Source organism: Aeoliella straminimaris, from assembly GCF_024054565.1.
GTDB lineage: Bacteria > Planctomycetota > Planctomycetia > Pirellulales > Lacipirellulaceae > Aeoliella > Aeoliella straminimaris.
Map to the genome: position 1 here is coordinate 67,388 of NZ_JAMXLR010000072.1, position 23,307 is coordinate 90,694.

At 59.4% G+C, this 23,307-nt stretch carries 18 protein-coding genes; 13 read left to right on the forward strand and 5 right to left on the reverse strand.

All coding sequences use genetic code 11. The features are described 5' to 3' along the window. Positions 1 to 53: 53 nt before the first annotated feature. From NG895_RS20220 to NG895_RS20240, 5 genes are all read right to left on the reverse strand, one after another. On the reverse strand, positions 54 to 1,061 hold the full coding sequence (locus tag NG895_RS20220) for a substrate-binding domain-containing protein (protein ID WP_252854344.1): 1,008 nt from the start codon (positions 1,059 to 1,061) through the stop codon (positions 54 to 56). A 167-nt stretch (positions 1,062 to 1,228) separates the two neighbouring features. Continuing rightward, complete coding sequence (locus NG895_RS20225) at positions 1,229 to 2,311, reverse strand: DUF1559 family PulG-like putative transporter (RefSeq protein WP_252854345.1); 1,083 nt, start codon at positions 2,309 to 2,311, stop codon at positions 1,229 to 1,231. A 24-nt stretch (positions 2,312 to 2,335) separates the two neighbouring features. Next, positions 2,336 to 3,304, reverse strand: coding sequence for a dihydrodipicolinate synthase family protein (locus tag NG895_RS20230; protein WP_252854346.1), 969 nt, complete (start codon positions 3,302 to 3,304; stop codon positions 2,336 to 2,338). A 13-nt stretch (positions 3,305 to 3,317) separates the two neighbouring features. After that, positions 3,318 to 4,871 (reverse strand): sodium:solute symporter family protein, encoded by a 1,554-nt coding sequence (locus NG895_RS20235; RefSeq protein WP_252854347.1) that lies wholly within the window; start codon positions 4,869 to 4,871, stop codon positions 3,318 to 3,320. Beyond that, positions 4,868 to 5,866: a sialidase family protein gene (locus NG895_RS20240; RefSeq protein ID WP_252854348.1), complete on the reverse strand. Its 999-nt coding sequence runs from the start codon at positions 5,864 to 5,866 to the stop codon at positions 4,868 to 4,870. The genes NG895_RS20235 and NG895_RS20240 overlap by 4 nt, the downstream gene beginning before the upstream one ends. A 670-nt stretch (positions 5,867 to 6,536) precedes the next feature. Between NG895_RS20240 and NG895_RS20245 the strand changes: the two genes are divergently transcribed. The 13 genes from NG895_RS20245 to NG895_RS20305 all read left to right on the forward strand — a co-directional run bounded on the left by NG895_RS20245 (position 6,537) and on the right by NG895_RS20305 (position 23,306). Continuing rightward, positions 6,537 to 7,292, forward strand: coding sequence for a GntR family transcriptional regulator (locus NG895_RS20245; RefSeq protein ID WP_252854349.1), 756 nt, complete (start codon positions 6,537 to 6,539; stop codon positions 7,290 to 7,292). 67 nt (positions 7,293 to 7,359) lie between these two features. Continuing rightward, positions 7,360 to 8,403: a helix-turn-helix domain-containing protein gene (locus NG895_RS20250; RefSeq protein ID WP_252854350.1), complete on the forward strand. Its 1,044-nt coding sequence runs from the start codon at positions 7,360 to 7,362 to the stop codon at positions 8,401 to 8,403. A gap of 187 nt (positions 8,404 to 8,590) precedes the next feature. Next, on the forward strand, positions 8,591 to 9,679 hold the full coding sequence (locus tag NG895_RS20255) for a DUF1559 domain-containing protein (RefSeq protein ID WP_252854351.1): 1,089 nt from the start codon (positions 8,591 to 8,593) through the stop codon (positions 9,677 to 9,679). 60 nt (positions 9,680 to 9,739) lie between these two features. Further along, a complete protein-coding gene (locus NG895_RS20260) occupies positions 9,740 to 10,780 on the forward strand; it encodes a glycoside hydrolase family 43 protein (RefSeq protein ID WP_252854352.1) in 1,041 nt (346 codons plus the stop codon). Beyond that, positions 10,777 to 12,216 carry an L-fucose/L-arabinose isomerase family protein gene (locus tag NG895_RS20265; protein ID WP_252854353.1) on the forward strand — a complete coding sequence of 480 codons (1,440 nt, stop codon included), beginning with the start codon at positions 10,777 to 10,779 and terminating at the stop codon, positions 12,214 to 12,216. The genes NG895_RS20260 and NG895_RS20265 overlap by 4 nt, the downstream gene beginning before the upstream one ends. 6 nt (positions 12,217 to 12,222) lie before the next feature. Continuing rightward, on the forward strand, positions 12,223 to 13,071 hold the full coding sequence (locus NG895_RS20270) for a transketolase (RefSeq protein ID WP_252854354.1): 849 nt from the start codon (positions 12,223 to 12,225) through the stop codon (positions 13,069 to 13,071). Beyond that, the gene (locus NG895_RS20275; protein WP_252854355.1) at positions 13,068 to 14,084 is read left to right on the forward strand and encodes a transketolase family protein; all 1,017 of its coding nucleotides are present in this window, start codon (positions 13,068 to 13,070) and stop codon (positions 14,082 to 14,084) included. The genes NG895_RS20270 and NG895_RS20275 overlap by 4 nt, the downstream gene beginning before the upstream one ends. After that, the gene (locus NG895_RS20280) at positions 14,081 to 15,556 is read left to right on the forward strand and encodes an FGGY family carbohydrate kinase (RefSeq protein WP_252854356.1); all 1,476 of its coding nucleotides are present in this window, start codon (positions 14,081 to 14,083) and stop codon (positions 15,554 to 15,556) included. Before NG895_RS20275 ends, NG895_RS20280 begins: the two co-directional genes overlap by 4 nt. Before the next feature lie 56 nt (positions 15,557 to 15,612). After that, positions 15,613 to 16,887: a ribulose-bisphosphate carboxylase large subunit family protein gene (locus NG895_RS20285; RefSeq protein ID WP_252854357.1), complete on the forward strand. Its 1,275-nt coding sequence runs from the start codon at positions 15,613 to 15,615 to the stop codon at positions 16,885 to 16,887. Between the two features lie 26 nt (positions 16,888 to 16,913). Beyond that, positions 16,914 to 18,227 (forward strand): four-carbon acid sugar kinase family protein, encoded by a 1,314-nt coding sequence (locus NG895_RS20290; RefSeq protein ID WP_252854358.1) that lies wholly within the window; start codon positions 16,914 to 16,916, stop codon positions 18,225 to 18,227. After that, positions 18,224 to 18,877 carry an aspartate/glutamate racemase family protein gene (locus NG895_RS20295; RefSeq protein WP_252854359.1) on the forward strand — a complete coding sequence of 218 codons (654 nt, stop codon included), beginning with the start codon at positions 18,224 to 18,226 and terminating at the stop codon, positions 18,875 to 18,877. Before NG895_RS20290 ends, NG895_RS20295 begins: the two co-directional genes overlap by 4 nt. Positions 18,878 to 18,880: 3 nt before the next feature. Then, positions 18,881 to 20,200: a bile acid:sodium symporter family protein gene (locus NG895_RS20300; protein WP_252854360.1), complete on the forward strand. Its 1,320-nt coding sequence runs from the start codon at positions 18,881 to 18,883 to the stop codon at positions 20,198 to 20,200. Between the two features lies 1 nt (position 20,201). Beyond that, entirely contained in the window at positions 20,202 to 23,306 is a 3,105-nt protein-coding gene (locus NG895_RS20305) for a DUF6298 domain-containing protein (protein ID WP_252854361.1), read from the forward strand. Position 23,307: the final 1 nt, after the last annotated feature.

Genomic DNA, 23,307 nt, shown 5'->3' on the forward strand with positions numbered 1-23,307 from the left:
GCGGACCTGTGGTGCCAGCAGCGGTATCGCATGGTCCCATTTGTTGACCGACACTACGGACGGGATGATGCGCGCTTTCGAAAGTCGGCCACGTCCGCTTGTTTGATTGGCTCCACGCTTACATGCATGGCACCACGACCGACAACCGGAAGGTAACGCTTGTCCCCACGGCACAGTTTGTCGATCATCACAACGGCCTCGTAGCCGTACGCGTACGGGTCCTGGGCAATCGTGGCGAACACGACCCCTTCGTCCACGGCCGCAAGGGTTTCTTGCGGGGTGTCAAACGTGATCGCTTTTACCTGCCCGACCAGGTCGCGTTGCTTTAGTACTCGGGCGACGATGGGGCCTTGTCTCGAGTTCATAGCGACCACACAGGCCAGGTCGGGGTGTTCGTCGAGCTTGGTATTCAACAACTCTTCACACTTTTGGCTGTCGCCGTCGTCTGTCAGGTAGTCAATTACGTTGTATCGTGGATCGACGGTCGATTCCTCAGGAACGGGAGACTCGGCAATTCGCATCTGGAATCCGGCTTTGCGATCTTGCATGTTGAGTTTGCTGGTGTTGGCCATCAGCACTACTACTTTGCCACCGTTTGGGATAGCGGTCTTGACCAATGTGCCCGCCATCTGTCCAGCGCTGTAGTTGCTGGTTCCTACGTATCCATGCCGTGTCGACTGCGGAGCATCGGAATCGAACGTAACTACAGGCTTCTCTGCCGCCAGTGCGTTGATCACGGAGATCTGGCCGCTCTCATCCAGCGGACTTACTGCGACCGCATCCACTTTTGCAGTGGCCACGGCGGAAAGCAACTCCATCTGCTCCGCAGCGTTTTCTGCCTGTTCAGGCATTTTAACGACCAGCTCGATGCCTCGTTCCTCCGCAGCAGCTTTTGCCCCGTTTATTGCGGCCTGCCAGTAGTCTCCCGTGCCACCGGTTACGAATGCGATCCTTTTCGGAGGAGGCGATGGAATCGTCTCCGCGGGAATCGTTTTGCGATAAACGAGAATGCCTATCAGGGCAACGACGACTACAAACCAAAACGGCCATTTATTAATCATCGGATTGTCTCCGCAGAAGAGAAGGGCACCACCTTGTCCCTCAATATAGCCAATCCGCCGCGGGCCGTCGCCCTTTTCCCGCCCTATATTCAGCTGGAAGCGGTACTTCGCAGCTCCAAAATGGGCCATGGCATGCGGGGCGAGGGCATCGCACGCGAGAGGAGATATCACTGACCTGCAGCCTGTGGCGTGTGGGCCTGATCGTCACGACCGCCGAGCATTGCAAAGGCATCGGCGTCCACCTCGAAGGAGATAACGTTGACCGAACCGTCGCACAAAGCCATATGCATTCCCGCAGAATGAACGCTGCCAAACCGCCAGCGCGTCGCGTCACGGGTCGTCTGTCCATCCTTGACTGGGGGCATCTGTTCCCAGCCGTGCGCCGTGTATCCCGCATTGTCCTGATCGTGACCGGTGTACACGCATTGGTCGTCGGAGGAATGCTCGCCGGACTCATAGTCTGCAGGGTTGAGAGATTTCTCTCCCACCAACGCGGTATTGGATGCCCCATCGACGATTTGTCCAAACGAAATCGTGCTGCGTTGGTAGACGACTCCGTTTTGACTGCCTTTGTCGCTGAACCATTGGTAATTGGGGGACTGCAGCACGCCTGCGGGTTCCTCACCACGATTTTTGTTTCCAGCATTCGCCCGATAGTCGCCGCGAGCCACATAACAGTTTGGTGCACCGGTGGTGCCTGTCTTGCACTCTTGCGCATTGTAGGCAAGATAGGGGGAAGATCGGTCGACCAACGGATACGCCACAGCTGGGCGGCGGGATGGACACATGAACATCGCGACCGGCGTCGACACCAAGTCGTTCATCTCCAGAAACTGGTCACGATTGACTTCTTTGAAGTTCGCCAATTGCTTGACGATCGAACCCCCCAACTCCCGGCGAGGGCCTAGTTCGATGTACTCGAGGATGTTGTAGGCCCACCCGCCGGGTTGGTCGCGACCGTAGCCCGAAGCGGCGTCACCGACCATTCGGTAACCCCAGCCACCGGTCGGCAAGTGACCATGCACAGACTCGTGCGTGAGCATGGCGAGTGAAATCTGCTTCAGGTGACTCTTGCACTGCGCCCGCCGCGCCGCCTCACGAGCCGCCTGCACGGCCGGTAGTAGCAGAGCGATGAGTATTCCCACAATCGCAATCACGGCCAATAGCTCTACCAGCGTAAATCCGCGGCCGCAAACCGTTGGCAAGCGGAGAGATTTGCCGACACGATCGGGTCCAGAGTGCCAGGGCATGGTGCAGTGAGTTCGTGGGGACAGCTACGAGGTGCTTGTGGAGGCCAGTGCTGCCGCCTCTGTTTTGCCGTCTGGCGGCAGCAGTTCCAGGTCCCTTAGCACTTCGGCGACTACAGGCAGACTACAAGCTGGAAGCCCGCGGTACGGGGCACACAGCTCCGCGCTGCAGATGCCTAGCGTCGCGAGGGCGGCTTTGATTCCCTGGATGGGCGAAATGCCGCGATCAGGGCTAATTGCGTACAGACGGCCGAGCACCTGTAGTCTTGCTTGGAGGGTTGCTGCTGAAACTTCATGGCCGCGATCAGCAGCATCGAAGAGCTCCGTAAACAGCCGCGGATAGATGTTGGCGCCGCCGCTGACACCGCCATCTCCACCCATGGCAACGCTCTCGGCCATCAGGTGTTCGGGGCCCGTCATCAGGGTCCAACTGGACCGAAGCGTTTTCACCTCCAGCAAGCGGCGAAAGTACTCCAGGTCGCCCGAGCTATCCTTCAGCCCGACGATGTTAGGTTCGTCGATCAGCTTGGTGACCGTGTCGATTTCGAACCAGCTCTTTGTCAGAGCGGGCATGTTGTACAGCATCACCGGTAGCGGCGACTGATCGGCTAAGCGACGTACTCCATCGGCCAGCGACGCCTGAGTGATAGGAAGGTAGCAGGGGGGAGCGTACACCACGGCGTCGGCTCCGGCCGCTTCGGCGCAACGCGCTGCATCGATCGCCTCGCTGAGCGAAGTGTCGGTAACCCCTACCAACACGGGTTTGCGCCCATTCACGGTACTGGTCACGGCGTCGACTAGAGTGCGGCGGGCACGATAGCTGAGCGAAGGCCCCTCGCCAGTGGTGCCGAGGACGAACAGGCCATGCACCGGACTCTCGAGCAGCCGCCTGAGCAGTTTGTCGAGGCCTTGCTTGTCGAGTTCGTCATCAACCAGCGGCGTGACCATCGGTGGGACAATGCCGCGCAATGGTTGGGAGAAGAGTGAACTGGTCATGTATTCTCTCGCTTTAAATGGGGGCTGAGTTCTTGGTAGTAAGGCCTGAGGCGGCCAAGCCCACCAGGACAACGGTCAGTACTCCAACGACGATGGTCATGTGTTCGTGCAGTGGATTTCGCAGTGACGCAGAAAGCGACACTATGCTTGTATTTTCCAGCCGTGGTAGCGAAAGCCAAAGGATCATCAGCAAGCCCGCACCCACTCCAATCAAGCCGGCTGTTCGCGAGGCACGCTGGCTGACGACTCCAAGCAGGAATATTCCCAGCAGGGCGCCGGAAAAAATCCCCGACAAGGTCCACCAGGCGTCCAGGACACTTTCGGTGCCGATTAAGGCCAGGGCCACGGCCACCCCCGCCGCTCCCATGCCGGCCGTGGACATGTGCAGGGCAGCCATCGACTCGTGCTCGCCGCAATCGGGCTTGAGGTAACGTTTGTAGATGTCGAGTAGGGTAACGGTGGCCGAACTGTTTCGTGGGGTATCGATGCTGCTCATGGCCGCAGCGAAAATCGCAGCGATCAGCAGGCCTGTCGCGTTAACTGGCAGTCCGTAGACAATGAATTCTGGCAGCACGCTATCGCCCACTGCGGTGTCCGTCATAACTGGAGCTGCTTCGCCCGCGTCCACCGCACGCTGAGCTACTTGGGCCTCGACTTGGACCAGCAGTTCGGGATGCGATTGATAGTACGAGTACGCGATCAACCCGACTGCAAAAAACGCGGCCGAGATAGGCAGATATAGCATTGCCCCCATCCAGACGCTGCGGGCTGCCTGCTTAGTGCTTGGAGATGCGTGGTATCGCTGCACGTAGCTTCGGCCGATGCCGAAGTTCTTGCCATTTTCGAACAGACCATACAGAAGCGGGACCAAAAATGTGGACACCGTCAGGTAGAACGAGAAGCTACCGAGCGAGAATTTGTCGTTTGCCGCGGCGACGCGCACCGCCTGGCCGGGGCCTTCGGGCATATCGAACAGCATTAGCAGGAGCAGAATGGCCGCACCGGTGGTGAGCACAATCGACTGGACAACGTCGGTCCAGATGACCGCTTCGATACTGCCGAGTGCTGTGTAGATGGTGACCAGGGCGCCGGCGGCGATAATAATGGTAGTGTGAGACCAGCCGGTGAGGGTAGATAACACCAAGGACACGGCAAACAGGATCGCACCGACCCGCACCAATTGGATCAAGACGTAGCACGCGAGGCCGTAGGTTCGCGCCCACGGGCCGAACCGCTTTTCCAAATGGTCGTAGGCCGATATGGAGCCGCTGTTGCGGTGTAGGAGAACAAACCACCTCACTGCAATCCAAGCTGCCAAGGGCAGGGATAGCGAAAAGGCAAAGGCGTTCCAATTGGTACCGTATGCTTTTCCTGGTACTTCCAAGAACGTATTGCTGAAAAGGTAGGTACCGAAGATCGACAATCCCACGGCCCAACCCGGCAAGCGTCCGCCGGCGGCCATGAAGCCACTAGTGGTGCGACTCCGTTGGACAAACCAACATCCCAACCCGAAAACCCCGAGCAAATAGCCGGCAATCACCAGAAGGTCGACGACGGGCAAGCTCACCGTGCCCCCTCCATGCCAGCGGGCCACTGGCCGTCAACGATCTTGCGTGTTGCGAGCCGCTGTGGATCGATAACTACGTGTTTGATCCGTTCGCGGCGCCAAGTGTACGTGATGTGCACCAGTCCATCCGAAGTCTGAATTGTGGCCGGATATGAGTAGCCCGCGGGCGCCTCGGGATCGTCTTCCAGAACGAGAGCAGCGTTCCACTTTATTCCATCGGTGGATGTCGCCACGTTCAAAGGACTTCGAATCTTGTAGGTAGGGCTGTGGTTGTAGACCAGCAACTGTTCACCGCCGGCCAGTGTTACGGCATCGGTGCCCGAACTGGGGTTGGGAAGCCCGAGTGTGGTCATGGGCCCCCAGTCCTTACCCCCATTTTGCGACCAGATCTGAAAAATCCCGCTCTCGCGGGTGCGGCCAATTGCCTGAAGAGTTTGAGGTCCATAGGTCAGGATGCTGGGCTGTATGGCCCGAATTGTCTCGGGATCGTTTAGCGGCGCGGTGCGCTGCCAAGTGTTACCAAAGTCGCTGGTGGTTTCGAAGTGCACGCGCCAACCTTCGTCCTCGGTGCTCGAGGGACAGAGCAGAACACCGTCGGCTAGTTCCACGGGCTTGTTCTTGATGGGACCAAAAATACCATCGGGTAGACGCTGGGGGGCGGACCACGTTCGGCCATGATCCTCCGATTTCATCAACATGCCCCACCACTCCTGTGGGGAGGGGCCGACTTTGTAGAACAGCAGCAATGGTCCTTCCGTTGGCTGAAAGAGCACGGGGTTCCAAGTGGGATAGCGCTGCTCGTCGGTCTCGCCCGTGGCGACTTCCACCGGCGTGCTCCAACCTTGAGACGTTTTCCGGGATACCCAGATGCCGACATCGGGATGTCGCTCGTGCGTGCCGCCAAACCAGGCTGCAATCAGTCCATCGGGTGTCTCCTCCAGAGTCGAAGCATGGCAGGAAGGAAACGGAGCTTCGGTGTAAATGAACTCACTCAAAACGACCGCACCAGCTTTGTCAGCGGGGGCGTCGCCCAGGCAGGTTGAAGTTGCCAGGGAACACAACGCAGTGAATGTGGTAAAGCGCGCAGCGCGGGCAGATGCAAACAGCAAGTGGGGCCAATGGGAAAGGAACATAGATGACGAATGAGGGCTGCGCCCGAGAAGAGCCGTACGGAAGAAGGACAAGGACATATTCAGCATACCAGCCATTGTGTGGCAAGTCGGTGTGGCGTCCGACCTGAATTGAGACAGTCGCCAGATGCAATGTTGCCTACATGACATAAATGCGCGACGCGGTTCGAAAGGGCGCATTTACTCAACGCAAAAAGTCATTATGCACATTGCCCAATTCGGTGAAGTCGCGAGCCATGCAGAATCTGGGCTTTCCGATTCGCAATCAGCCCCGCGGCTGCAAGCTAGGGCAGTGCGATTGCAAAAAGTAAACGTCGTAAATTGGTTGACTGTAATAACTTAGTGGTGTCCAATGGGTTAAAGAACCACTGGAATTCCAGTGGGATCGTAAGGCGATACAAGCTGCTACCAATCCTGATTCGGAGAGGTCGAGCTTCGCTCATCACTCACTTTTCACTCATCCATAAACTTCGCCTAGGCTGGGCCCTGAAGGCTTGTGTTCAGGGGCCATTCAGGCCGAAGTGACTGCCACACCATGAAGAATAGGCCTAGCCATTCCCAGGTCGCGTATGCGGCCATACGTGAGCGGATTACTTCCGGCGAGCTTTCCTCGGGCGCTATTGTGTCTGAAGCGGCCATCGCCAAGGAACTGGGGCTGAGCCGTACCCCTGTGGGGGAAGCGCTGCGACGGTTGTCTCACGAAGGTTTAGTGGACCAGATTCCACGCTACGGCACCGTTGTTCGCAGTCTTTCTCCTCGAGACTTACGCGAGCTGTTTGAAGTTCGGCAGGCACTAGAGGGCATGGCTGCGGCCAAAGCTGCACAGCAGATTACCGCCGAAGTACTCGAAGAACTCGAGCTATTGTGTGTGGCTATCGACGCGGAGATCACGTCTGCACAGACTTGCGGAGCGAATAGTTTGGAAGGAGACGCACTTAGTCGTTTCCTGGCTGCCGATATGGCGTTTCACATGCTTATTATCTCTTCGGCGCGAAACCGCCGATTGGGCGAGATACTCGAGCAGACGCGTAGCATTTCATCCATGTTCTATGCCCGCCGGGGGGTCCACTCCCTCAGTCGGGTGATCGATGCGAATCGTTGGCATCGTAAGATCTTGGATGCTCTAATAGCCAAGGATTCAGCTAAAGCTTCTGAACTTGTCATTAGCCACATTCAGCACTCTTGCGAGCAATCGCTGCAATCGCATGCCGACGGCGAAGCGCCGGTCACTCTCGGCACGCTCAACCTGCCGCCTTCGATGCGGATGGCACTAAAGGCCGTAACGAAGTAGTCCCAGTCTTACGACTGCCAAACAACCATTTCGAACCCTAGCTTGTTAGTCAGGCGAGAATTAGCGTATGACTGTCCTTAACCTACCCGCAGCTCATGAATTGCTGTCAGGAGACCCACGATCTGCGTTTGCATTGCAGGGCCTGAACGTCACTTCGCCGACGAAACGCGACCGTGTATCGCAGCAAGGACGACAGTTCTTTCGGTACTTGCCAGAAACAGCATCCAACTCGGACGAGGCCGTCGTAACCGGAGTTGGCATGCGCGAGGTCGTGCCGGGCGAAGCGTACACCGACAGCAATCATCCGAATCTATACAACTTCAAATGGTGCACCGGGCGAGTGCTGCCCGAGTACCAGATCGTCTACATAACCGACGCCCATGGCGAATTCGAGTCCGCCGCCACGGGATTGGTTCGCTTTCACGGCGACGCACTGATCTTCCTGCTGCCAGGCGTGTGGCATCGCTACCGCCCCATGCGGGATACCGGATGGACCGAACGATGGGTGTCGCTGAGCGGAGAGGCCGTCGCTCATAGTCTGTCCCAGGCGGGGGTCACTCCCCATCGAGCGATCGTTACCCCCGAGCAAGTGGAGACACTTCGGCAGGGATTCGACGGAGTGCTCAATCTGGTGCAGCAGTACCCCAGCCAAAGCGGTCATGCCGTGGCGTCGATGGTGCTGGGGGCGCTGTTTGACGCTATCGGCCAAACCACCAATTTCCCGCTCGGCGGGCAGCAGCAGGTCGGGGCTATAAGGTCTGCTTCGCTGGACGAGCACGAAATTGAAGATGAGATCGTGCAGGCGGCCATCGAGATCATCTGGAACGACACGCATACCCCTCCTTTGGCGGTGGCGAACGTCGCCCGCAAACTGCCGGTAACTCGCAGAACTCTCGATCGGCGCTTCTCGGAGTCGCTTGGTCGGAGCGTTCTGGATGAAATCAACGCTTGTCGCTTCGCTCGTGCCAAGCGATTGCTATTGGAGACCGATTTGCCAATCAAGACGGTCTCCTACTTGTCAGGTTTCCCGAGCCGCGAACGGATGCGAATCATGTTTATCGAACGCGAAGGTGCGCCTCCGCGCGACTTCCGCGACCGGGAGCGTGGTTAGTCGGAAAGTCAAGTCGGCTAGCGCGGTTAAATCTGTCAACGTCTCGGTTGTAGTTGCTGGAACTTGTCCGGATATAGGGCAGGCGCGTCCGCCAACGTTGGCGGCGACGACGCATAGAATTCACAAAGCGGAAACGCTCCCAAAACCCTTGCCCGCTGAACGGGTGCACGCAGGAGTGAACATCACAATGGCTATTCGGAATCTTGAGAGAACGGCGCGCAACTCTGGTAACCACAGAGCATTTACGCTGGTTGAACTACTGGTGGTGATTGCCATCATCGGCATTCTGATCGCTTTGCTGCTGCCCGCTGTGCAAGCAGCCCGCGAGGCGGCCCGCCGTAGTCAGTGCAAAAACAATCTGAAACAGATTGCCTTGGCAAGTTTGAATCACGAAAGCACGCACAAGCACTTTCCCGCAGGTGGTTGGGGCTTCTATTGGGTGGGGGATCCCGATTGGGGTGTCGGAGAGAAACAGCCCGGTGGTTGGGTTTTCGCGATCACGCCTTACATCGAAGAAGCCGCGGTGGCCCAAGTCGGTCAAGGCCTCGGAAATGACATCATGAGTAATTCCAGCCCGAAGAAGCAGGCCATTGCCGCGCAAATGGAGCACCCTATCAGCGTGTTCATCTGTCCGTCGCGTCGTGCTGTGGAGGCTTATCCTTCGGGCGATCCTCCCATCGAACCGCCACTCAACGCCAATGCTCCTGACAAGTACGCCAAGTCCGACTATGCCGCAAACGGCGGCGGCGCCAAGGTGAAGATCGTCCAGGGACCAACGGCGGGACCATTCTGCTACCAGTCGTACCCCGACTGCGGCGACTGGGGATGGAACGCGTGGCAGTACCGCGAGATGTGGGATGGCATCGTTGGTCTCCGTCGTGGAGCGAAACTCCGGCAGGTTACCGATGGCGCATCCAATACCTTGTTGGCTGCCGAGAAGTTCGTGCCGACGAACCGGTATCTCGATGGATCACACGTTGCCGACAATAACTCCATGTACGAAGGGTACGACTGGGACACGGTCCGATGGACTGGTACGCAAACACCGGACGATCCGGAGGACGAGCCCGACAAGATGCCCCAGCAAGACATCGATGGCTCAAAGCAACTCTACACGGAGAACTTCGGCGGTCCTCACTCGGCGCTCAACGCTGCCTTTTGCGATGGATCGGTTCACACGATTAACTACGATGTCGATCCCGAGGCCTGGAACGCTGTGGGGCGTCGCAACGGTAGCGACACGGGTCGAGAGCGACTGCACCAACCGATCGACTGATGGCGTCGACGCGTAACCTCGAGCCAATCGACTGTTTCCCAGTGTTGTACTTCCAGAATTATGGTCGCCATCGCCTACCGACGAACTGTCCCGGTCGCCGTCTGTGCGTGTTTGGCGGCTTTGCTGGTGCTAGTTGGCGCGGCGAGCACAGCGTCGGCTGAAGAGTCAGGTGGGAACTCCAGCGGCAAGGATTCCGTCTATCTGTTCACATCCTTCGAAGAGCCGGCCACGGATGGGCTGCGTTTCTTGTGGAGCGACGATGGACTTCATTGGCAGCGGATCCCCGGCGTATTCTTGAAGCCGACAGTCGGCCAAGGCAGACTAATGCGCGACCCCAGTTGCGTGCGCGGTCCAGAAGGCACCTTTCATCTGGTGTGGACGACCAACTGGCGGGGCGACCTTGGGTTTGGCTACGCGTCGTCCCGCGATCTGGTGCATTGGTCGCCCCAGAGGTTCATACCAGCAATGAAGCACGAGCCAGATGCCGTAAACGTCTGGGCGCCGGAGCTCTTCCATGATTCGGAGGGCCAGGACTTCATTATTGTCTGGGCCTCGACCATCCCTGGACGCTACCCCCTAGGAGTGGAGCGCGAAGACAACAACCATCGAATGTACTACACACGTACCAGCGACTTTAAGCACTTCACGCCCCCCAAGCTATTCTGCGAGCCGGGATTCAGCGTTATCGACGCGGTGATCGTGCCCTGGGGGCGGGACGGGGGGCCAGCCTATAAGCTGGTGCTTAAGGATAATACCCGTCCCGTGCTGGCATTGCGGGTGGCGGAAGGCGATTCGCCTACCGGTCCGTGGAGGAATATCAGTGAGCCGATCACGGACTTCAAGACGGAAGGTCCCACGGTTGCTAAAGTCGGCGATCGATGGGTGATCTACTTCGATCGGTATGGCGATCACCAGTTTGGTGCCGTGGCTACGAGCGACTTCGAGTCATTCGAAAACCTAGGGGGCGACATCGACTTCCCCGCTGGACACAAGCACGGCACTGTGTTGCAAGTAACGCGCGCGGAGCTGGAGCGGTTGCAGAAAGCTGGCAGCGAGCAAAAACCAAAGCCGGGGAAGCCAGCGCAAAGGAGTGAACCATGATGTCCAAGACATCGTTGACCACGGGGCGGGCCACGACTCTGGGTGTCATCGTCGGCAATCGCGACTTCTTTCCCGACCACCTGATTTCGGAGGCCCGTAGCGACATCGCAGCGTTGTTCCAGGAACTGAACATCACGCCGGTGTGGTTGGGGGAGGAGGAGTCGAAGCTGGGCGGAGTCGAGACGCATGCCGAAGCCCGGCGATGCGCGGAGCTGTTCCGCAGGCGTCGTGACGAAATGGATGGCGTACTTGTCTGCTTGCCGAACTTTGGCGATGAGAAAGGTGTGGCCGATACTCTGAAGCTGGCCGAGCTCAATGTACCTGTGCTGATTCAGGGGTATCCCGACGACTTAAATCAGTTGGGCGTATCTCGCCGCCGTGACGCATTCTGCGGAAAGATATCGGTATGCAACAATCTGGTGCAGGCGGGGATTCCATTCTCGCTGACCGAAAAGCACGTATCTTCTCCCACCAGCGATAGCTTCCGCAGCGACTTGGCCAAGTTCGTGTCCGTGTGCCGCGTCGTTAATGGCCTGCGCGGCGTCCGCCTAGGGGCAGTCGGGGCCCGCCCCGGGGCGTTCAACACCGTGCGTTACAGTGAGAAAATCCTGGAACGCAATGGTGTCAGCGTCACCACGGTCGATCTCTCCGAATTCATCGCTACGGCGGAAAAGTTGCCTGCCGACGATGGCCGTGTGGCCGCCAAGTTGGACGACATTCAAGGGTACGCTCCCGCACCTGGCGTGCCGCCTGAAAAGCTTACCAAGATGGCCCGCATGGGCGTCGTGCTGTCGGACTGGATGGACGAAAACGCGTTGGATGCAACGGCTATTCAGTGCTGGACTTCCGTGCAGCAGAACCTCGGGTGTAATGTCTGCACGCTTATGAGCATGATGAGCGAACGTTTTATGCCGAGTGCCTGCGAAGTGGACGTAACGGGCACGCTTACCATGTACGCGATGCAGTTGGCATCTGCCACGCCAGCGGCCTTGGTCGACTGGAACAACAACTATGGCGACGACGAGAACAAGTGTACGCTGTTCCATTGTGGCAATTGGGCCAAGAGCTTCTTGCCGGACATCACGATCGCTACGGCTCCGATCCTTGGCACCACTTTAGGGGAAGAAAACACCTATGGAGCGCTGAAGGGCCGCACGCCCGCGGGCCCTCTTACCTATGGTCGGCTGACAACAGCCGACAGCGATGGCTGCATTCGGGCTTACGTGGGGCAGGGGCAACTGACCAACGACGAGCTCGACACGTTCGGCACTCGCGCGGTTGCGGAGGTCCCCAACCTCCAGGGACTGCTGAAGCACGTATGCCGCCAGGGTTTTGAGCATCATGTGGTAATGACGCAGTCGCACACCGCAGCAGTGCTTCAGGAAGCCTTTGAGACCTACCTGTGCTGGCCTACCTACGTCCATGGGGAGTGCTAGACAGCGATGACTGGGTCCCAGCTTTCCAACCATGATTTGCAGGTAAAGAGCCTTGAGTATCGCCGCGACATCTTGCGGTGTATCTACGGGGCCGGCGCCGGTCATACTGGCGGGAGCTTGTCGTGTGTCGACATCCTAAATGTGCTCTACAATCGGGTTTTGAACGTCGGCCCTGCGAACTGGGACGATCCGAATCGCGACCGTTACGTGCAGAGCAAGGGACACTCGGTCGAGGCACTGTACGTGGTACTGGCCGACCAGGGATTCTTTCCCGCCGAGCAACTCTCCACGCTCTGTCATGGTGGCTCACCATTCGTAGGCCATCCTACACGCAAAGTGCCGGGTATCGAGATGAACACCGGAGCGTTGGGGCATGGACTGCCAATTTCGGTGGGCATGGCCCTGGCCGCCAAGCTGGATCACGCGCCGTACCGAGTGTTCACCCTGCTAGGGGACGGCGAACTGGCTGAGGGTTCCAACTGGGAAGGCGCCATGTGCGCCGCGCACTATGAGCTGGAAAACCTGACCGCCATTATCGATTGCAACACACTGCAGATCACGGGACGAACACGCGAGGTGTGTTCGAACGAGCCGCTCGACGAAAAGTTCGCCGCCTTCGGTTGGAAGGTGATTGAAGTCGATGGGCATTCCATCGAGGCACTTTCCCAAGCACTCATCAGTCGGGCATCGGGACAGCCGACCTGCGTGATCGCCCACACCATTAAGGGGCGAGGGATCAGCTTCATGGAGCACGTGGTCAGTTGGCACCACGGAGTACCAAGCGAAGCAGAGTATGGACAGGCCCTGGAGGAACTCGAAGCCCAATTGTGCGAACTCAAAGGGGTGGCAACATGAGTGCGCCCGCCCCCAGTGTGTATTCGTCGGATGCTCAACGTCAGATCGCGCGACTTGGCTTGGAAAAAGGTCGGGCCAATCTTGAAGTGTTTGCCGAGACGGTCCAAGCTCTAGCGGAGCAGGACCGCGACGTGCTGGCCGTGACCAGCGATTCGCGGGGCTCGGGTAAGCTCAAGCCTTTTGGGCAGGCGTTGCCCCGCCAGATTGTGGAGGTCGGGATCGCCGAACAGAATCTGGTGGGCGTAGCGGCAGGACTCGCGTCCACCGGCAAAAAGGTGTTCGCCGTTTCGCCTGGCTGCTTCCTCACAGCACGGTCGTTGGAACAGATCAAAAACGATGTATGTTACTCCGACGTACCGGTCAACGTGGTCGGCATAAGCGCCGGAGTGAGCTATGGTGCACTCGGCAGCACGCACCATTCGCTTCACGATTTTGCCGCTCTGCGAGCAATCACCAATATTACGATCCTCGCGCCAGGCGATAATCGTGAAACCCAGGCCGCCGTGCGTTGGGCAGCCAGCCACGCCAAGCCTGTCTATCTGCGGTTTGGCAAGGCGGCGATGTACGACCTCGGAGAATCATCTGTACCTGCAGATCCCCGCCAGGCAATGGTTCTCCGCGATGGGACGGACGTGGCGCTGATCGGCACCGGCGAGGCGACTATCCATTGCTTGTTGGCAGCGGCCCTGTTAGAGGAGGAAGGCGTCGAGGCCCGCGTGTTGAGCGTACCCTGTGTCAAACCATTGGATATTGACGCCATCATGGGTGCCGCGCGCGTCTGTCGTGCCGTGGTAGTAGCCGAAGAGCATTCAATCCATGGTGGCTTAGGCGAGGCGTGCGCCACGGTGCTGCTGACCGCTGGCGTTACACCCGCGTTCCGCATTGTGGCAATTCCCGATGAGGACACCTACACCGGGAGCCAGGCCGAAATCTTCAGTCACTACGGAATCTCGATGGAAGGTATCGTCGCCGAAGCCCGCGATGCTCTGGCCGCACAAGGGGCTACACTATGAGCCTGTTGATCGCCATCGATCAGAGTACTTCGGCTACTAAGGCGATCCTGTTCGACTCGCAAGCGACCGCCTTGGATTCCGTTTCACTCGAGCACCAGCAGCACTATCCGCAACCGGGCTGGGTGGAGCACGATGCTGAAGAGATTTGGCAAAATTTGCTGAAGTCGACGAGCCAACTCTGCAGCCGCAACCGTGACAAGTTGCACGAGGTGCGCGGCGTGTCGATCACGAACCAGCGTGAGACGTTCGTCGTCTTCGAACGTTGCACCGGCAGTCCCTTAGCCAGCGCTGTGGTGTGGCAGTGCCGCCGGGGAGACGCCATCTGCGAGGAACTTCGTCAGGCAGGGCACGAAGCGCACGTTGCCGAGAAGACGGGGTTGCGAATTGACTCCTACTTCTCAGGTTCCAAGATTTTGTGGCTCATGCGAGAGCGCCCCGACATTGCCGAGGCGGCCGCTCGTGGTGACGCCTGTGTGTCGACGATCGACGCCTATCTAGTCCATCGCTTGACGGGCGGATCTGTATTCGCGACTGATCCCACCAACGCCAGTCGCACGCTGCTGTACGACATCGCCAAACGCGATTGGGATGCCGATCTATGTGACCTGTTCGATGTGCCGCCATGTGCTCTGCCCGAGGTCCGCGACAATACGAGCATGTTTGGCGAGACCGACCTAGCTGGCGCGCTACCGGCCAGCGTGCCGATCTGCGGCATCATGGGCGACTCGCAGGCCTCGCTATTTGCGCAGCGATGCTACTCGCCCGGCGACGCGAAGGCCACGTTCGGCTCGGGAACCTCGGTGCTGCTGAATATTGGCGATCTGCAGATGCCTAATTGCGGGGCCGTCGCGGCGCTGGCATGGGTTGTCGACGGAAAGCCGACGTACGCCTGGGAAGGACTGATCAACTACTCAGCGGCGACTATCGCCTGGCTGCAGAATCAACTCGGCTTGTTCGACTCCCCAGACGAAGCCGAGCAACTCGCACGGAAAGTCGATAGCAGCGGGGGCGTTTACCTCGTTCCCGCCTTTGCGGGACTCAGCGCACCTTACTGGCAGCCCAATGCGCGGGCGGCTATTGTGGGAATGACCGCTTACACGGGGCGCGAGCACTTGGCTCGCGCCGCGCTCGAGTCGATTGCGCTGCAGGTTCGCGATGTGGTTGAGATGCTTGCCATGAGCGGGGTGCGTCCCACTTCATTGTGCGTGGATGGCGGCCCCACTCGCAACCGACTGCTGATGCAGATGGTGGCCGACATCGCCGAAGTGAAATTGATCTCAGCATCGTCCCCCAACTTTTCTGCCCTCGGTGCCGCAATGGCCGGTATGCTCGGCCTCGGAATGGCGGAATCGATGAATTCGCTAAGTGAATTGCCTCGTGATGTTACGCTGTTCGAGCCGCAGATGAAGTCGGAGCGACTGGGCAATCTGGTCGATGGCTGGCATTCGGCCGTCCGGCGCGTGTTGCAGTAGCCACGTGACAGGGGCCGACTTTCAGCCCACACAAACTACGAACGTATCGCTAACTGATGACTCGTCTCACCGCCACTTACCTGGTCGAAACGCCTCTGCCGGTCGAGGAGGCGGCTGCGCAGTTGGCCGGTGAGCAATCCTCGGGAACGTTTGTCGCTGTGCCAGGCGAATCGGAAGAACTCAAGCAGCGTTTTGCGGCACGAGTCGAACGCATCGACCTGCTGGAGGTGGTGGAGCATCCAAGCCTTCCGGGAGGGCGCTACGCGGATCGATATCAACGGGCCGAAGTGGCCGTCAGTTGGCCGGTCGACAACTTTGGCGCCAATCTGCCAGCAATCGTGTCGACGGTGGGCGGCAACCTCTTCGAACTCCGTGGTTTCACCGGGCTCAAGCTGATGGACTTGGAGATCCCGGACGATCTATTGCAGCACTACGTTGGGCCCAAGCAGGGCGTGCAGGGATGTCGACAGCTCGCCGGCGTAGCCGATCGTCCGCTGATTGGCACGATCATCAAGCCGAGCGTTGGGCTTTCGCCCACCGAGACCGCACGCTTGATAGAGCCAATCGTGGCAGCCGGCATCGACTTCATTAAAGACGACGAGTTGATGGCAAATCCACCGCACTCGCCATTCGACCAGCGACTTGCTGCGTTGATGCACGTGGTGAACCGCCATGCCGATCGAACTGGCAAACGCGTGATGCTGGCGATGAACGTCACCGACGAACTTGACGCCATGTTGCAGCACTACGATCATCTGGTCGAGGCCGGCGGCACTTGCGCTATGGTGAGCGTGAACAGCGTGGGGCTGGTGGCCGTGAGGAAGCTTTGCGAACACGGAAATCTGGCCATCCACGGGCATCGCAATGGCTGGGGCATGATGACGCGCAGCCCGCTACTGGGGGTGGAGTTTCCCGCATATTCAAAACTATGGAGATTGGCTGGCGTCGATCAACTACACGTCAACGGAATAGACAACAAGTTTTGGGAACCGGATGATTCGGTCGTCCGATCGATCGCCGCGTGTCAGGAGCCGCTCGGGCTGATTCGGCCACTGCTGCCTGTCGTCTCGTCGGGGCAGTGGGGCGGGCAGGCTTTCGAGACGTATCGCCGCACCCAGACGACCGACCTGCTGTACATGGCCGGTGGAGGAATTATGGCTCATCCCGGCGGACCCGCGGCGGGCGTAGTGGCAATCCAGCAAGCCTGGCAAGCCGCCGTGGACGGAAGAACGCTGTTGGAAGCCGCTGCCGATTATCCCGAGTTTCGACAGTCGGTTGCGAAGTTTGGCGGAACCGAACTGGCTGAGCAACTCGCCGGGGGCCGCGGATGATGCGTTCGGCCCACTCAACACCGTGGATGGCCTACTTTGCAGACGACCTGACCGGTGCTACCGATGCGATGGAGCGACTCGAACTGGCCGGTGTGCGGACGGCGCTCTACCTGCAATCGCCCAGCCGCGACCGCGTAGCCAGCGACCCGGATATTCAAGCGGTGGGCGTCGCTGGCTCCACCCGAGCCATGCCTACAAACCAACTGGAGGACGTGATTCGCCCGGCATTGGCATCGCTACGTGACTTGGGGGCGCCGCACGTTCACTACAAGGTCTGTTCGACGTTCGATTCTTCCCCCTCCGTGGGCAGCATTGGCCGAGTGATCGACGTGGCCAGTAGCCTGTTTACTTCTCTATTTATCCCGGTGGTGGTCGGTACACCGACGCTGGGTCGTTGGTGCGTATTTGGTAACTTGTTCGCCAGCATGGGCATCGGCGCAACCGGATCGGCATACCGCCTCGACCGCCATCCATCAATGAGCCAGCATCCGACCACTCCAGCCGACGAGGCCGACCTGCGACGGCACTTGGCCAAGCAGACGGAACAGCGGGTCGGCCTGGTAGATGTGCGTACGCTTGCGCTGCCCCCTGAGGAAGCCGCCAGCGAGCTGGAACACATCTTAAGCGACGAGCACTGCCGGGTTGTATTGTTCGATACACTGACGGACGATCACTTCGGGCAGATTGGCGCCCTGGTCGCGCCGCGTGGCACGGTCGACGAGCCCCTGTTTTGGGTGGGGTCTTCAGCGGTGGAGTCGGTGCTCACCGCACACTGGCGGGCGACTGGCCAGTTGCGTGAAGTAAGCCGCCCGGGAGTCGCTGACCTACGTGGTGTCGCGCTGGTACTCGCCGGAAGTTGCTCGCCGGTGACGGCCGCACAGGTCGAATTCGCTCAAGAGTCTGGATTGCGAAAACTAACGCTCACCATCGAGCAGATAGCCACCGGCGAAAGGTCCCTGGAACATCTGGCAAGATGCGTGATGGACTGCCTGGAATCTAGCGAGTCCGTGATCGTGGCCACCGAAGCAAAGACACCTCGCAGCCAACTTTCGGCAGAGGCATTAGGGCGATACCTTGGCCAGTTATGTCAACAGGTGCTGCGACGAGTTCGACCGGATCTTCTGGTACTCGCCGGCGGGGATACTTCGAGCCATACCGCGGCGACACTGCCCGTTGAATCGCTCCGCTTTGTGGCACCGTTGACTCCAGGCGCACCCATATGCCGCATCGTTTCGTCGGAACCATGGCTTGATGGACAGCAGATCGTACTTAAGGGCGGGCAAGTCGGCCGACCCGACTTCCTCGCAAATCTGGCAGCGGGGCAGGGAGGAGCAGCATGAAGAAACTTGGTTTGATACACACCTCAGCGACATTGGTGCCGGTATTTGCAGAACTCTGTGAAGAGTTGTTGCCAGGAGTGGCCGTGTTCAACATCGCGGACGACAGCCTTATCAAAGACGTTATCGCGGCCGGGCGGCTCACACCGAGCGTGTCCCGCCGCGTGGCCTCGCAAGTGATCGCGGCCAGCGAAGCCGGCGCCGACCAAATCCTGGTAACCTGCTCCTCGATCGGCGAAGCCGTGGAAAGAGCCGCGACACTTGTCGACCCGCCCGTGCTACGAGTCGACCAACCGATGGCGGACCAGGCCGTCGCAGTGGGCACTCGGATTGGCGTGGCGGCTACGCTACCTACGACGCTCGAGCCCACGGCCGATTTGATCAGGCGTCGCGCCCAACTCGCCGACAAGTCGATCGATCTCACGGCCCAATTGTGTGAAGGAGCCTTTGAGGCCCTGATGTCGGGCGACAGCGACAAGCATGATTCCATGGTTGCCGAAGCTCTGTTGAAGCTGGCCAAGGACAACGACGTCGTGGTGCTTGCCCAGGCGTCGATGGCTCGGGTAGTGCCACAATTGGGTGCGATCGACACGCCAGTCCTCTCCAGTCCCCGCCTGGCGGTAACCTACCTCGCGGAGCATTGCCAGGCGTAGAGTATGCTGCAGTTGTATCGCATCCTGCTGGTCCTTTCACTGCCTATCGTGGCGGTTGGCGTGGGCGCTCTGGCGATGGGCCGCTCGTGGGGGGCGGCAGCGTTGATTGGCGGTTTGGTGGCGCTCGCCCTAGGACTTGGCACACGGTCGTGGATGTCCCCGTTTCGGTTCACGGCCTGGATGTTAGCTGGCATCGCACTAGCGATGTTCTATCCGCAGTTGCTACTCAACTTTCAACTGTTCGGTAGGCCAATCGACCTGCAAAACAGGTGGCTCATGTTGTTGATGGTGCAGGGGGTGATGTTTGGCATGGGTACCCAGATGCGGCTGGCGGATATCGCCGGCGTGGCACGCACTCCGCTGCGGGTGGTGGTGGGGCTGGTATGCCAGTTCACGATTATGCCATTGGTTGGGTTGGGGCTGGCTCTTGCCCTGCACCTACCCAGCGAGGTCGCCGCCGGCGTGGTGCTCATCGGCTGCTGTTCAAGCGGCCTTGCATCGAACGTCATGGTGCATCTAGCTCGGGGTGACCTCGCGCTATCGGTGACGCTTACGGCCGTGGCGACACTCTTGGCGCCCGTGCTTACACCCATGTGGATGAAATTGCTCGCGGGGCAGTTCATCGAGATTAACTTCGTCGAGATGATGCTGACGATCATCAAGATCATGATCGTTCCGATTGGAGCCGCCTTGTTGCACGATGTGTTACTATTCACGCCGCAAGCCGTTCGTCGTAGTCTCTATGCAGTGGCAACGTTTACGGCTGCATGGTTCCTCTTCATGCTGACGGGTGGCTGGACCTGGATCGAATCGCTTACCACCTCCGAATCCATTGCGTTAGGGGGACTTGTGATTCTGAACTACTTGCTGGGCGCCATCGCGGCCGGGGTCGTCTACCATCTGGCCGTGCAGCATCATCCTCGATTGCATCATTGGATGCCATTGATCTCGATGGTCGGGATTCTCTATTTCACGACCATTTCCGTAGCCAGTGGTCGTGATCAGTTGATCGAGCTTAGTTGGCTGCTGTTGGTGGCGGCAATACTTCACAATACGCTTGGCTATCTGTTGGGCTACTCGTTGAGCCGGGCGGTGGGTATCGATTCGGCTGGTGCAAGGACGATTGCGCTGGAAGTGGGCATGCAGAATGGTGCGTTGGGTGTCACATTGGCGAGCGAAATGGGTAAAATTGCTACAATGGGACTGGCCCCAATATTGTTCAGTCCCTGGATGAATGTCTCTGGCTCGCTCCTGGCAAACTACTGGAGACGCCGCCCGGTCGACACCTCGGCAACAGAATCACGGCAAGTGGAAGGTGGATAGCATGAGGGGCCAAACTCACTTTTTGGTCATCGGCTGGATGGTGCTGTTTACTACTTGGTGCAGGGCGAGCTGCGCGGCGCCACCCGTGCACATCGGGGGCGCGAATCGGCTGGAGTACGAGGTGTCCGAGTCGGGAGACCGCGTTCCCGACTTCTCGAGCTGCGGCTACACCGGCGGGGCGGAATCGCCGCCCAGCGTGGAAGTGAAGGTCGTTATCGCCGCTCAGCCTGGTGACGCGACGGAGCGGATCCAAGCGGCCTTGGACGAAGTCGCCCGGTTGCCGATCAACTCGCAAGGCTTTCGTGGGGCCGTTTACCTGGCAACGGGTGAGCACCACGTCTCCGGACAGCTTCGCATCTCCGAAAGCGGAGTCGTACTGCGTGGTGCCGGGGCCGCCGACGGAGGGACTACCGTCGTAGCCACCGGCCAAGGACGCCGACCACTAATCCGAGTTGGCCCCCGGCAAGATCCGGTTCCCCATTTCGGCGAACCGTCGACCATCAAGCAAGACTATGTACCCGTGGGAGCGACCGAGTTGGTGTTGACCGACGCCAGTAGGTTCCAGGCGGGCGACCGAGTACTGGTAAACCGCCCCAGTTCGGAGGAGTGGATTGAGCTACTCAACGCCAAAGTGCTGGGGGTGGGGTGGCGAGCGGGGCGGTGCGATGTGCGATGGGAACGCAGTGTTGAAAGCGTCGACGGCAATACAATCACGCTCGACGCCCCACTGACGTGTGCCATGGACCAAGAGGTTGGCACCATGGGCACGGTGTGCCAGTTTGACGCGGGGCTTCGTCTCGAGAACGCCGGGATCGAAGACCTGCAGCTCCGCAGCGAGTTCAAGGAAGGCAATCCAAACGACGAAGAGCACAGCTGGCACGGAGTCGTGATGAACCATGCCAGGAACGGCTGGCTTCGGCGTCTGCGGTTCGAGCACTTTGCGGGTGGTGCGGTGCTATTGCTGGAAGACTGCACCTGCGTGACGGTGGCAGACTGCCTGAGCCTCGAACCGATCTCCGAACTCGGCGGTTACCGCAGGCACAGCTTCTTCACCCAGGGAGGGCAGACTCTCTTCCTGCGATGCTGGGCCGAGCACGGGCAGCATGACTTTGCCGTGGGGCATTGCGCTCCGGGGCCCAATGCGTTTGTCCATTGCTATGCGTACGATACCAATGGCGACAGCGGACCGCTAGAAAGCTGGGCCACCGGCGTGCTATACGATAACGTGCGGATCGACGGAGGCAATCTCTTCCTCGGCAATCGCTGGCTCGATCCCCTCGGTGCAGGTTGGTCGGCCGCCAATTGCCTGGCGTGGCAGTGCCAGGCGGCGCAGATTCATTGCTTCGATCCTCCGGGAGCCGCCAACTGGGTAGTCGGCTTCTGGGCACAGCCTGTGGGTGACGGCGAGTTCCATGGGGAGAGCGACTTTGTGCGGCCGACCAGTCTATTCCAGCAGCAAGTGTCGCAGCATCATGGAGCGGAGGCCGCCCAGCGAATTGGGCCGCTGCTGCTCGATCCCATTGCATCAACAAGCCCCACGCACGAAGAGGCCCAGGAGTTCGTCTCCCAGTCGAATCAGCCCGCACGCACGTTGCGAGATCTGATCGAAGAGCGAATGCGAGACACGGAGCCGCCATCGGTGCCCCGTTCGGCAAAGCAACACGCTGCGGCTCGCAATAAAACAAGCGAACTCGCACGTGATGTTGATCCGGTGGAGGTAGTCAACGGCTGGTTGACCGTCGACGGCCAGGTCGTCACTGGCGGCACTCTGTCTCCAACCTGGTGGCGGGGCACCATTCGGCCTGACGACGCTCCTGGGTTTGGGCCTTCAATCACGCGGTTTGCGCCCGGTCGATATGGGGTCGGTGTGACCGATGAGCTGCCGCAAGTGCTGGCCGAGATGGACGAGCAAGGCCAGGTCGCCTACGACCATCACTACGGCCTGTGGTACGATCGCCGTCGCGATGATCACCTAATGGTGCGCCGTGCCACGGGCGCCGTGGTGCCGCCGTTCTTCGAGCAGCCGTTCGCGCGGACCGGGCAGGGGACGGCGTGGGATGGCCTCAGCCGTTACGACCTGACGCAGTACAACCCTTGGTACTGGTCGCGGCTGGCCGAGATGGCGAACTTGTGCGACCAGAGGCAGAAGGTGCTGCTCCACCAGTGTTACTTTCAACACAACATTCTCGAGGCCGGCGCTCACTGGGCCGACTGTCCCTGGCGTCCGGCGAACAATATCAACAATACGGGCCTCACCGAGCCACCACCTTACATCGGGGACAAACGTATTTTCATCGCCCACCAGTTTTACGATCCCGCAAACGCACCGCTTCGGGCGCTACATCGGGCATACTTGCAGCAGTGCGTGGCCGCCCTGAAGGAGAGCCGTAACGTCATTCACATGACGAGCGCAGAATACACGGGGCCGCTGGAATTCACCCAGTTCTGGCTCGACACCATGGATGAACAGCGGCGCGAGTTGGCTACACAGTGCTTGCTGGCCATCAGTGCGACCAAGGATGTTCAGGACCCCATGCTCGACGATGCCAGCAGGGCGGCAAAGATCGACGTGATCGACATCCGCTACTGGTGCTATACGCGTGATGGTGGAGTTTATGCACCTCCGGGGGGAGCGAACATGGCGCCGCGTCAGCATCAGCGGCAGATCGAAACGGAGGGAGGTGACTTCTCTTCAGTCGCCCGCGCGGTAAGAGAGTACCGGTTGCGCTTCCCCAAGAAGCCTTTGATCTTCTCCGCGAATCGGCATTGCCCCACACCGAATTCGGGCTGGGCCGTGCTGATGGCAGGTGGCTCGTTGGCGGACGTACCGCCGTTGCCGGTGAAGCTGAAACGTTCTCTGGTCCACATGCGCCCGACGGACGAGCACGGGCCGTTACTCAGGTTGCACAGCGACTCCGGGGAGCAACTATGCTTCGCCGAACTGCCCAACGCGCAATTGGCACTTCCGCCTTCCGAAACGGGTCGCCTCTATCGCGCGTGTTGGATCGATGCCAGCACAGGCAAGGTTGTCGAGGAGTCCGAGTATCGGTCGGGCGAGCCGGTTGCGATGCGAACGCCAGTCGTGTGGTTGAAGCCAATCGATTAAT